The following is a 12,291-nucleotide window of genomic DNA, read 5'->3' as shown; positions in this document are numbered from 1 at the left end:
CCACAGCCACCACGGCAATCTCGCCACGCGACCCGAAGCGACCCAAGTCAGTCCCTTCCCCCTCAGGGGCCCCACAACCGGCGAGTACGTCAGGTAGACCCGCCCGTGCCAGCTAATATCGCTTGGGTGTCAGACGGCGAACGGGCCAAACCACGTCCCAGGCGCAGGGGCCGTGGCCGGCGTCGCGGTCGTGGTGCGGCAGGTTCTGCCGAGAAGCGTACCGAGCCCCAGCCCGACACCCAGCCCGACACCAGGCCCGACTCCAGGCCCGAGAACAAGCCGGACACCAAGTCCGTCAACGCATCGGCCGGCGAGGCAAAGCCCAGCCCGGCCAACGTGAAGCAGCGTCGGACTCGGGTGACGCGCCGCAAGCCGGACGGGATGCGGACGGTCCACGAGACGTCGGCCGGTGGGTTGGTCATCGACGGCATCGACGGACCGAAAGACGAGCAGGTTGCCGCACTGATCGGCCGTATCGACCGGCGCGGACGAATGCTGTGGTCGCTGCCCAAGGGTCACATCGAGCAGGGCGAAACCGCCGAACAGACGGCGATCCGTGAAGTCGCCGAAGAAACGGGTATTCGCGGCAGCGTGCTGGCCGCACTCGGCCGGATCGATTATTGGTTCGTCACCGACGGCAGGCGGGTGCACAAGACCGTGCACCACTATTTGATGCGGTTCTTGGGCGGAGAACTCTCCGACGAGGATCTTGAGGTGGCCGAGGTGGCATGGGTACCGATCGGCGAGCTCCCGTCCCGGCTCGCCTACGCCGACGAACGCCGCCTGGCCGAAGTGGCCGACGAGCTGATCGAAAAGCTGCAAACCGACGGCCCGGCAGCGCTCCCGCCGCTGCCTCCCAGCACGCCGCGGCGGCGCCCGCAGACGCACTCCCGCACCCGTCATGCCAAGGGACCCGAAGCAACTCCGGGTCAGAAGAACGGTCACAGGCCGGGGCCGTGATCGGGTTGCGACTGCGCTGCGCACGGTTATTGCGGCTGGCCGCAGTGATCGGCATCATCGCCGGTCTCTCGATGGTGCTGGCCCTGCCCGCCGCCCCGGGGGCCAATGCCGGCGAGCCCACCTCCACACCGTTCGTCCAGGTACGTATTGATCGGGTGACCCCGGAAATGGTCACCACCACCAGCGAGCCCGTCGTCACCGTCAGCGGCATAGTCATCAACATCGGCGACCGCCCGGTGCGCGACGTCATGGTTCGGCTCGAGCACGCCCCCGCCCTCACCAATTCCGACGGGCTCCGGACCTCGCTCGACGGCGGCACCGACCAGTACGAGGCGGTCGGGGACTTTCTCACCGTGTCCCCCGAACTGCAGCGGGGACAACAAGCCGCCTTCACGCTGTCGGCGCCACTGCGCTCGTCGACCAAACCGTCCCTGGACGTCGAGAAGCCCGGCATCTATCCGCTCTTGGTCAACGTCAACGGCACCCCCGACTACGGCGCGCCCGCCCGACTGGACAACGGTCGGTTCCTGCTGCCGGTGGTCGGTGTTCCGCCCGACAAGGCGGCCGAGTCGGAGGCGGCCTCGAACGCCGTCCCGCCGGATACGCAGAAACCCGTTTGGATGACCATGCTGTGGCCGCTCGCCGATCGGCCGCGGCTGGCGCCCGGCGTTCCCGGCGGCAGCATTCCGGTCCGGTTGATCGACGACGAACTGGCCGGCTCGTTCGCCAGCGGCGGGAGGCTCGATGTGCTGCTCAGCGCGGCCGAACTCGCCACCAGCCGCGAGGTCGATCCCGACGGCACGGTCACCCGCGCGCTGTGCCTGGCCGTCGACCCCGATCTGCTGGTCACCGCCAACGCGATGTCGGCCGGCTACGTGGTGTCCAACTCGGCCGATCCCGCGGGCCAGCTGCCCGGCACCCCGACGCATCCGGGCACGGGCCAAGCCGCCGCGGCCACCTGGCTGAACCGGCTGCGTACGTTGGCCCACCGCACCTGCGTGGCACCGCTGCCGTATGCGCAGGCCGACTTGGACGCGCTGCAGCGCGTCAACGATCCCGAGTTGCGCGACGCGGCGACCGTGAGCCCCAACGACATCATCGACCGCATCTTGGAAATCAACTCCACCCGCGGCGTCGCCCTGTTGCCGGACGGCCCCCTGACCAACCGCGGGGTCGATCTGCTCAGCGCCGACGGCGCCATGGTGGCGGTCGCGGCCGCCGCATCGTCGCCGCAGGACGACGAGCAGCTCAGCGCCGACATCACGCCGCGGCGGGTTTCTCCGCAGGTTGCGGTCGCGCCGTTCGACCCGGCCATCGGCGCGGCGCTGTCCGCGGCGGGCAGCAACCCGGTCGTCCCGACGTATCTCGACTCGTCGCTGAATGTGCGGATCATGCACGACTCGTCCACCGCCCGTCGGCAGGATGCGCTGGGCGCGATGCTGTGGCGCAGCCTGTCCCCCGCCGCGGCACCGCGAACCCAGATCCTGGTGCCGCCGGCGACGTGGAATTTGCACGGTGACGACGCCCAGCTGATCCTGACCGCGCTGGCCACCGCGATCCACTCCGGGCTGGCGGTACCGCGGCCCCTGCCCGCGCTGGTAGCCGACGCGGCCGCCCGCACCGATCCACCCCGGCCGCCGGGCGCCTACCCGAACGTGCGGGGACGGTTCAACGACGACATCACCACCGTCATCTCCGGCCAGATGAGCCGCCTGGGCAAGCTGACCGCGGCGATGACCACCGATAACCGCACGGGCCTGACCGGAGCCCAGTACACCGCGCCGCTGCGCGAAGACCTGCTGCGCGCGCTGAGCCAATCGGTGCCGCCGGACACCCGCAACGGCCTCGCGCAACAGCGGACCGCGGTCGTCGGCAACACCATCAACGATCTGTTCGGTGCGGTGACGATCGTCAACCCGGGCGGCTCCTACACGCTGGCCACCGAGCACAGCCCGCTGCCCTTGGCGCTGCACAACGGGCTGGCGGTGCCCATCCGGGTCAAGCTGCAGGTCGACGCCCCACCGGGCATGACGGTCACCGACCTCGGGGTGATCGAGGTGCCGCCGGGATATCTGCCGCTGCGGGTGCCGGTCGAGGTGAACTTCACCCAGCGGGTGGCCGTGGACGTGACGCTGAAGACGCCCGACGGGACGCCGCTGGGGGCCCCGGTGCGTCTGTCGGTGCACTCCAACGCCTACGGCAAGGTGCTGTTCGCCATCACCCTGACCGCGGCGGCGTTCCTGGTGTTATTGGCGGGCCGACGGCTCTGGCACCGGTTCCGCGGTCAGCCAGACCGTGCCGATCTTGATCGCGACCCACCGCCAGCCCGGCGGCCGAAAGCGTTGGGGGCCGGGCCCGGGGCGCCCGCGGACCCCCCGCGACCGACGAGGCCGCCCACCGTCTCACGGCCCCCGGAGACGCGACCAGTCGCGGCCCGCCGGGTGGACGAAGAGCATCGCGTATGAAAGCCGCACCGCGGCGGGTGCCACCGGCGCCGCCGCCCCCGCGACACGCGTCGCGGCCCAGCCCCCGGCCGCCCCAGCAAGGGCCTGCACGCGAACCCCAGCGCCGCGCTGAGCTGTCCGACGCCGCGCTGGTCCAGCGGTCCTGGGGCATGGCATTCGCCACGCTGATCAGCAGGCTCACCGGCTTCGCCCGCATCGTGCTGCTGGCCGCGATCCTGGGCGCGGCGCTGGCCAGTTCGTTCTCGGTGGCCAACCAGCTGCCGAACCTGGTCGCCGCGCTGGTGTTGGAGGCGACGTTCACCGCGATCTTCGTTCCGGTGCTGGCCCGCGCCGAACAGGACGACCCCGACGGCGGCGCCGCCTTCGTCCGCCGGCTCGTCACGCTGGCCACGACCTTGCTCATCGCGGCCACCACGGCGTCGGTGCTGACGGCGCCGCTGCTGGTGCGGCTGATGCTGGGCCGCGACCCACAGGTCAACGAGGCGCTGACCACCGCGTTCGCCTACCTACTGCTGCCTCAGGTGCTCTTCTACGGTCTGTCCTCGGTGTTCATGGCGATCCTGAACACCCGCAACGTGTTCGGCCCGCCGGCCTGGGCGCCCGTCGTCAACAACCTCGTTGCGATCGCGACGCTCGGGGTCTACCTGGCCGTGCCGGGCGAGCTGTCCATCGACCCGGTCAAGATGGGCAACGCCAAGCTGCTGGTGCTCGGGATCGGCACCACTTTGGGCGTGTTTGCCCAGACGGCGGTGCTGCTGATCGCGATCAGGCGCGAGCGCATCAGCCTGCGCCCGCTGTGGGGAATCGACGAGCGGCTCAAGCGGTTCGGCACGATGGCCGCCGCGATGGTGCTGTACGTGCTGATCAGCCAGCTCGGCCTGGTGGTCGGCAATCAGATCGCCAGTACCGCCGCGGCGTCCGGGCCGGCGATCTACAACTACGCGTGGCTGGTGTTGATGCTGCCGTTCGGCATGATCGGCGTGACTGTGCTGACGGTCGTGATGCCGCGGCTGAGCCGCAACGCCGCCGCCGACGACATCCCGGCGGTGCTGGCCGACCTGTCGCTGGCCACCCGGCTGACCATGATCACGCTCATCCCGATCGTGGCGATCATGACCGTGGGCGGCTCGGCGATCGGCACCGCACTGTTCGCCTACGGCAACTTCGGTCAGGTCGACGCCGGTTATCTGGGGGCCGCGATCGCGTTGTCGGCGTTCACCCTGATCCCCTACGCATTGGTACTGCTGCAACTGCGCGTGTTCTACGCCCGCGAGCAGCCGTGGACCCCCATCGTCATCATCCTGGTGATCACCGCCGTCAAGATCGTCGGCTCGGTGCTGGCGCCGCACCTGACGGATGACCGCGAGTTGGTCGCCGGCTACCTCGGTCTGGCTAACGGTCTGGGTTTCCTGGCGGGCGCGCTGATCGGCTACTACCTGCTGCGGCGCAGCCTGCGGCCAGGTGGTGGACATCTCATCGGCGCCAACGAGGTACGCACCATCTTGGTGACGACCACCGCGTCGTTGCTGGCCGGTCTGGTCGCCTACCTGGTGGACCGGCTGTTCGGGCTGCGCGGCTTGACCGACCACGGCGGCGGCGCGGGTTCGCTGCTGCGGCTGTTCGTGTTGACGGCGATCATGGTGCCGATCCTGGCCGCGGTGATGTTGGGGGCGCGGGTCCCCGAAGCGCGGGCGGCGCTGGGCGCGGTCCAGCGCCGGCTGAGCGGAATCGGCGGTTTGGGCCGCCGTGGGAAGCCCGTTGTGCCGGCCCCCCGCAAGCCGATTGTCCAGGTCAAATCTTCTCCCCGACAACCTGTCACGTACCCTGAGCAAAGAAATTCGTCGCTGCCGGGGGGAAACACGGTCCACGAGCCGGTCCGGCGGAGTCCTCCGGTAGCCATAGCCGGTATAGCGAAAGGACCGGAGGTGACCGACCGCCCGTTGAACAGCGCATCGAGCCCTGGCGCCGACGCGTCACGCCCGGTCGCCGACGATTTCCAGCCCGACATCCCGGCCGGCCACGACCAGGGTCCGCCCCGGCCGGCCCCCGCGCCCGAGTCGCGCAATGGCGGTGCGGGCAGCAAGCCCAGCCCCCTCGACGCTCCGCGCGACCATGGCCCCCAAGGCCCCGAGACCCTGCCGCCGGGTGACGGCCTGAACCTCGTTCCTGGCGCCCGCGTGGCTAACGGACGCTACCGCCTGCTGGTCTCGCACGGCGGTGTCCCGCCGCTGCACTTCTGGCAGGCGATGGACACCGCCCTGGAACGACGGGTGGCGCTGACCTTCGTCGACCCCGAGGGCGCCCTACCCGACGACGTCCTCAACGAGATCCTGGCCCGCACCCTGCGGCTGAGCCGCATCGACAAGCCGGGCGTGGCCCGGGTGCTCGACGTCGTACAGACAACCAGCGGCGGCCTGGTGGTCGCCGAGTGGATCCGCGGCGGTTCGTTGAAGGAAGTCGCCGACACCGCCCCTTCGCCCGTCGGCGCCATCCGCGCCATGCACTCACTGGCCGCCGCGGCCGACGCTGCCCACCGCGCGGGGGTAGCCCTGTCGATCGACCACCCCAGCCGCATCCGGGTCAGCAGCGAAGGCCACGTCGTGCTGGCCTTCCCCGCCACGATGCCCGACGCGAACCCGCAGGACGACATCCGGGGGATCGGCGCCGCGCTGTACGCCCTTCTGGTCAACCGGTGGCCGCTGCCCGAGGCCGGGGTGCGCAGCGGACTCGCCCCCGCCGACCGCGACTCCCTGGGCAATCCGGTGGAGCCGACCATCGTCGACCCCGACATCCCCTTCCAGATCTCCGCCGTCGCCGTGCGCTCCGTGCAGGAGGACGGCGGCATACGAAGTGCGTCAACGCTGCTGAACCTGCTGCAGCAGGCCACGGCGGTCGCGGACCGCACCGAGATCCTGGGTCCCGTCGACGACTCGCCCGCCACCGCCGGCTCCCGCGAGCCATTGCCTCGACCGGTCGGCTTGTTCGGCAGCCGACGGCGCAACCTGATCATCGGCGCCACCGCGGCCGCCGCCATCATCTTGGTGGCGCTGCTACTCCTGGCGTCGGTGCTGAACAAGATGTTCGACCTTGGCAACGGCCTCAACGGCGATCGGCTGGGGCTCAACACGGAGACATCGTCGGCCGCGGGCGCACCCGAGACGCCCACGATTCCCGGCAAACAGGTCAAACCCACCAAGGTCACGGTCTTCTCCCCCGACGGCGAGCCCGATGACCCGTCAGGCGCCGGGCTGGTGACAGACGGCGACCCGTCCACCGCCTGGCAGACCGACCCCTACACCGACGCGGTCCCGTTCCCGAACTTCAAGAACGGGCTCGGACTCCTGCTCCAGTTGCCCCGGCCCACGGTGGTCGGCGCAGTCACCATCGACATTTCCAGCACCGGAACCAAGGTGGAGATCCGCTCCTCGCCGACGGCGTCGCCCACCAAGCTGAGCGACACCGCAGTGCTGACGCCGGCCACAGCGCTCAAGCCCGGGCACAACACCATCCCGGTGAAGACGACGGCCGAGACGTCGAACGTGCTGGTCTGGATCACCACGTTGGGCACCACCGACGGCAAGAGCCAGGCCGCCATTTCCGAGATCACCATCCAGGCGGCTTCCTAACAGGCTGCGTCGCCGAGTGAAGTGCCGGCCGGTGGCGGGTTGGCTACTGTCCGGCCATGCCATCCGGGAGCGAACGCACCGACGCCGAGCTCCTCGCGGCCCACGTCAGCGGCGATCGCCTGGCCTTCGAACAGCTCTTCCGGCGCCACCACCGGCAGCTGTTCCGGCTGGCCAGGCTCACCAGCCGCACCACCCAAGATGCCGAAGACGCGCTGCAGGAGGCGATGCTGTCGGCGCACCGCAGCGCCGCTTCCTTCCGACACGATGCCGCGGTCGGTAGTTGGCTGCACCGCATCGTGGTCAACGCGTGCCTGGACCGGCTGCGCCGCGCCAAAGCGCACCCCACCGTGCCACTGGATCTCTCCGACCCGTGGCACGCCGGAACCCTCGTCGCCGAACGGACCGCAGAGGTGGAGACGGCGATCATGGTGCAGCGTGCGCTGATGCGCCTGCCCGTCGAGCAGCGGGCCACGGTCGTGGCGGTGGACATGCAGGGCTACTCGATCGCCGACACCGCCCGCCTGCTGGATGTGGCCGAAGGGACCGTGAAGAGTCGGTGCGCCCGAGCGCGCGCTCGGCTGGCGCAGTCGCTCGGCCACCTCGCCGCTAGGGGCCCCACCGATGTGGCCGTCCGGTCGCGCATGTCAGACACTGGGGCCGATGTATGCAGCCGAGAACGACGCGGATCCGCCGCCGCTGACGGTTGAGCTGCTCGCCGACCTGCAGGCGGGCCTGCTCGACGACGACACCGCCGCTCGCGTGCGCCGCCGGCTCCGCACCGACCCACAGGCGCAAGCCACCCTGCATGCCCTGCAACAGGTCCGCAGCGACATCGCGGATGCCGGAGCCGACCCGGCCTCGGCGCCGGACCCTCCCCCGGGCCTAGCCGCTCGTATCTCAACCGCACTGCGTGCTGACGGACCGGCTCACTCCGCTCGTCCCCCCGCCCGCCCCGGCCGCGTCATCGCCGGCCTCATCGGCTTGGCCGCCGTGCTCGCCGCGGTGGGCCTGGGCACCGCGGCGCTGCTCAACGCGCCCCCACCCGAGCCCAGCACGCCGAGATCAGCGCAACTCATCACGGTGTCCACCACACCCCCCACGATCCCGCTGACCCACGAGCAGATCATCGACCTGTTGAACCAACCGCCCGACTACGGCCCGCTCGGCGAGCCGGCCCGGCGGGCGTCGTGCCTCAGCGGCTTGGGCTACCCGTCATCGACCGACGTACTGGGCGCAATACCGGTCGAAGTGAACGCACGACCCGGGGTGCTGCTGGTGCTGGCGGGCGACTCGCCCCACGAGCTGGCGGTATTTGCCGTCGCCCCGAATTGCAGCGCCGCCGACACCGGGCTGTTGGCCAGTACATCGATTCCCCGGGCACCCCACCCATAATGTGGTGCAGAGCACCTTGAGACAGCTCGGGAACAGCACGGCCTAGGCTTGCGTTCCAAGGGATCTAAGAGCAGCTAGAAGTACCTGGAAGGCAGGCATGACCGCACCGTCTGCGCACGACACCGTCCACGAGGTCATCATCATCGGCTCCGGGCCCGCCGGCTACACCGCGGCCCTCTACACCGCCCGCGCGCAACTGGCGCCCCTGGTTTTCGAGGGCACCTCGTTCGGTGGCGCGCTGATGACGACGACCGACGTGGAGAACTACCCCGGATTCCGCGACGGCATCACCGGGCCGGAATTGATGGACCAGATGCGTGAGCAGGCGCTGCGCTTCGGCGCCGACCTGCGGATGGAAGACGTCGAATCGGTGTCGCTGGACGGGCCGATCAAGTCCGTCACCACCGGCGAAGGCGAGACCCACCGGGCCCGGGCCATCATCCTGGCCATGGGTGCCGCCGCCCGCTACCTGCACGTACCCGGTGAACAGGAATTGCTCGGCCGCGGCGTCAGTTCGTGCGCCACCTGTGACGGCTTCTTCTTCCGCGATCAGGACATCGCCGTCATCGGCGGCGGCGACTCAGCCATGGAAGAGGCGACCTTCCTGACCCGCTTCGCCCGCAGTGTCACGTTGGTGCACCGCCGCGAGGAGTTCCGGGCCTCGAAGATCATGCTGAATCGGGCCAAGGCCAACGAAAAGATTCGCTTCCTCACCAACAAGGCGGTCGTCGCGGTCGACGGCGACACCACGGTGACCGGACTGCGGTTACGCGACACCAACACCGGCGAGGAAAGCACCCTTGCGGTCACCGGCGTCTTCGTGGCCATCGGACACGACCCGCGTTCGGAACTGGTCCGCGACGCTGTCGACGTCGACCCCGACGGCTACGTGCTGGTGCAGGGCCGCACCACCGCCACCTCGATCGAGGGTGTGTTTGCCGCGGGTGACCTGGTGGACCGCACCTACCGGCAGGCCGTGACCGCGGCGGGCAGCGGCTGTGCCGCGGCGATCGACGCCGAGCGCTGGCTCGCCGAGCACGAAGCATCCGGAGACGCCGACAGTACCGATTTGATTGGAGCGCAGCGATGACCACCGATTCCGAGCAGTCCGCCACCGTCGAGGTTTCCGACGCGTCCTTCGCCACCGATGTGATCGCCAGCAGTAAGCCTGTGCTGGTTGACTTTTGGGCCACCTGGTGCGGGCCCTGCAAGATGGTGGCACCTGTTCTCGAGGAGATCGCCGCAGAGCGCGCCGACAATCTGACCGTCGCCAAGCTCAACGTGGACGAAAACCCCACGACGGCGCAGATGTTTCAGGTCGTCTCGATCCCGACCCTGATCCTGTTCAAGGGTGGGGAGCCGGTGAAGCGGATTGTGGGCGCGAAGGGCAAAGCCGCCTTGCTGCGCGAGCTTTCCGATGTCGTTCCCGGCCTCGCCTAGCCGCAATCCAGCTGCGGTCTGGGTCACTCCCAGGGTCACGATCAGGCGAATCAGGCTCGCGCCTAGCCTGGCGTTTTCCGTTATTCGCCGAGGATCTGCGACAATACCGGTTGGCTGTCGTCGACCTTGTCTGTCCGGTCGGTGCAGTCAGCGCAGTCAATGCAGTGAGTGTGAGTTGCCGGAGGGCCCTTGGTATGCCGAGTCCGCGCCGCGAAGACGGCGACGTGCTGCGCTGCGGCGACCGCGGCGCCGCTGTCACCGAGATACGGGCGGCGCTGGCCGCATTGGGCATGCTCGACAGCCCCGACGAGGATCTGAGCACCGGCCGGCACGTCGTACTTGATTTATTCGACGAGGAACTCGACCGCGCCGTCCGCGCCTTCCAGCAGCACCGTGGACTGTTGGTGGACGGCATTGTCGGCGAGGCCACCTATCGCGCGTTGAAGGAAGCCTCCTACCGCCTGGGTGCCCGCACGCTGTATCACCAATTCGGCGCGCCGCTCTACGGCGACGATGTGGCGACGCTGCAGGCCCGCCTGCAGGACCTCGGGTTCTACACCGGTTTGGTAGACGGGCATTTCGGGTTGCAGACCCACAACGCGCTGATGTCCTACCAGCGTGAGTACGGCTTGTCCGCCGACGGCATTTGCGGTCCAGAAACGTTGCGCTCCTTGTACTTTCTTAGTTCCAGGGTCAGCGGCGGCTCGCCCCACGCGATTCGCGAAGAGGAGTTGGTCCGCCGGTCCGGTCCGAAGCTGTCCGGCAAGCGGATCATCATCGATCCCGGCCGCGGCGGATCCGACCACGGGCTGATCATCCAGACCCCTACCGGGCCGATCAGCGAAGCAGACATCTTGTGGGATTTGGCAAGTCGGCTCGAAGGACGCATGACTGCCATCGGCATGGAGACGTTCTTGTCCCGGCCGACCAACCGCAGCCCGTCGGACACCGAACGTGCCGCCACCGCCAATGCCGTTGGCGCGGACCTGATGATCAGCCTGCGTTGTGAAAGCCAGCCCAGCCCTGCGGCGAATGGTGTGGCTTCATTCCATTTCGGCAATTCGCATGGTTCGGTGTCGACCATCGGCCGCAACCTGGCCGACTTCATTCAGCGAGAAGTGGTGGCCCGCACCGGCTTACGCGATTGCCGCGTACACGGCCGGACATGGGATCTGCTGCGGCTGACCAGGATGCCCACCGTGCAGGTCGACGTCGGCTACATCACCAATCCGGACGACCGCGCCAAGCTGATCTCCACCCAAACCCGCGACGCCATTGCCGAAGGCATTCTCGCCGCCGTCAAGCGGCTCTACCTGCTGGGCAAGAACGACCGGCCTACCGGAACTTTCACCTTCGCCGAATTGCTGGCGCACGAGTTGTCGGTCGAGCGGGCGAGCCGGCTCAGCGGCTCCTAGTTCAACTGTCAGCGGTCTTGTTCAGCGATTCCTGAAGGCCCGCAAGGTATTTGCCGCCGTGGGGGCGGCGCCCACCGGCTGCTGCAGTTGGGCGTTTTCGAGCAGGCGTTCCAGCGCGGCCTCGACCTCGGCCTTCCAACCCAGCCGCTGTTCGAGCTCCAGGCGGAGCCGCGGAAAGTACCGATGTGGTGCCACCACAACGAATCCCATGTCGATCAAGAAGTCCGCATCGATGATGCAGTGTTCCACCGAACAATCGTTGAGGCCTTCCAGCACCGGCCGAACGTCCGGTTCCGCCGTTGCGGGGTGCAACTCGGTGGCCTCCGATGTCCGGCCGAACGCCTCCAGCGCCCGCACACCGCGTCGGACCAACTCGTCGATAACCCGCGAGATCATGTTCGCCGGCAGGTCGTCGGAGGCTTGCCCGCGCTCGGTACCCATCGATGTCAGAAGAACCGCATCGGCCGACACCGGGCCGGTCGGGAACCGATGGGCGCGAGGCACTGCCCGCGGCGGGGCGTAGAGCACATACCCCAGCACCGGCGGTTCGGCCTGGCTGCGCTCATCGGGGACGGCGGTGGCGATCTGACCACACGAGCCCCATTCGAGCATCACCATCGACAGCCAAGCTTCTTTTTCGAATTCGGGGTCGGCCAAGTGGTCATCGCTACCGAGCACCCCGGGATCGACTTCCCAGAAAACGCAGCGCCGTGCGTGCTTGGGAAGCTGCTCGAAAGCTTCGAGCCGCAGCGCTGTGATCCGAGCCGACACTAGTCTCCTGGCCTCCGTGCGCTCCCGCACCCCCATTGCGAGGCTATTGCGTTGGCCTCGCTCTGCCCGTCCTGATATGCACCGGCAACCCCTCTAGGATAGGAGAATTCTTTGCGATCGGGCCAGTATTGGACCGTCGCCCCCGGCGTTGGGTACATCACTGTGCCGCCCAGCCGGCCGAAGTCCGCCCCGGGATCGGGATGCATCTCGAATTAGCTTGAC

At 68.8% G+C, this 12,291-nt stretch carries 9 protein-coding genes; 8 read left to right on the top strand and 1 reads right to left on the bottom strand.

The features are described from left to right. Positions 1-126: 126 nt before the first annotated feature. From BST27_RS08045 to BST27_RS08010, 8 genes are all read left to right on the top strand, one after another. Positions 127-960 carry an NUDIX hydrolase gene (locus BST27_RS08045; protein WP_069421175.1) on the top strand — a complete coding sequence of 278 codons (834 nt, stop codon included), beginning with the start codon at positions 127-129 and terminating at the stop codon, positions 958-960. Further along, a complete protein-coding gene (locus tag BST27_RS08040; protein ID WP_232007389.1) occupies positions 957-3,425 on the top strand; it encodes a DUF6049 family protein in 2,469 nt (822 codons plus the stop codon). Before BST27_RS08045 ends, BST27_RS08040 begins: the two co-directional genes overlap by 4 nt. Continuing rightward, complete coding sequence (gene murJ / locus BST27_RS08035) at positions 3,422-7,051, top strand: murein biosynthesis integral membrane protein MurJ (protein ID WP_069421176.1); 3,630 nt, start codon at positions 3,422-3,424, stop codon at positions 7,049-7,051. Before BST27_RS08040 ends, murJ begins: the two co-directional genes overlap by 4 nt. A 56-nt stretch (positions 7,052-7,107) precedes the next feature. Next, the gene (gene sigM, locus BST27_RS08030) at positions 7,108-7,758 is read left to right on the top strand and encodes an RNA polymerase sigma factor SigM (protein ID WP_069421177.1); all 651 of its coding nucleotides are present in this window, start codon (positions 7,108-7,110) and stop codon (positions 7,756-7,758) included. After that, on the top strand, positions 7,712-8,443 hold the full coding sequence (locus tag BST27_RS08025; RefSeq protein ID WP_069421178.1) for an anti-sigma factor: 732 nt from the start codon (positions 7,712-7,714) through the stop codon (positions 8,441-8,443). Before sigM ends, BST27_RS08025 begins: the two co-directional genes overlap by 47 nt. Positions 8,444-8,540: 97 nt before the next feature. Further along, entirely contained in the window at positions 8,541-9,533 is a 993-nt protein-coding gene (trxB, locus tag BST27_RS08020; RefSeq protein WP_069421179.1) for a thioredoxin-disulfide reductase, read from the top strand. Further along, positions 9,530-9,883 carry a thioredoxin gene (gene trxA, locus BST27_RS08015; protein ID WP_069421180.1) on the top strand — a complete coding sequence of 118 codons (354 nt, stop codon included), beginning with the start codon at positions 9,530-9,532 and terminating at the stop codon, positions 9,881-9,883. The genes trxB and trxA overlap by 4 nt, the downstream gene beginning before the upstream one ends. Positions 9,884-10,077: 194 nt before the next feature. Further along, a complete protein-coding gene (locus BST27_RS08010) occupies positions 10,078-11,298 on the top strand; it encodes an N-acetylmuramoyl-L-alanine amidase (RefSeq protein WP_069421181.1) in 1,221 nt (406 codons plus the stop codon). 21 nt (positions 11,299-11,319) lie between these two features. Here the strand turns inward: BST27_RS08010 and BST27_RS08005 are convergent, their stop codons facing one another. After that, positions 11,320-12,069, bottom strand: coding sequence for an acetyltransferase (locus BST27_RS08005; RefSeq protein WP_069421182.1), 750 nt, complete (start codon positions 12,067-12,069; stop codon positions 11,320-11,322). Positions 12,070-12,291 lie beyond the last annotated feature (222 nt).

It is taken from the genome of Mycobacterium intermedium, assembly GCF_002086275.1.
GTDB classification, from domain to species: Bacteria; Actinomycetota; Actinomycetes; order Mycobacteriales; family Mycobacteriaceae; genus Mycobacterium; species Mycobacterium intermedium.
This window is presented reverse-complemented; position numbering and strand designations above follow the sequence as displayed.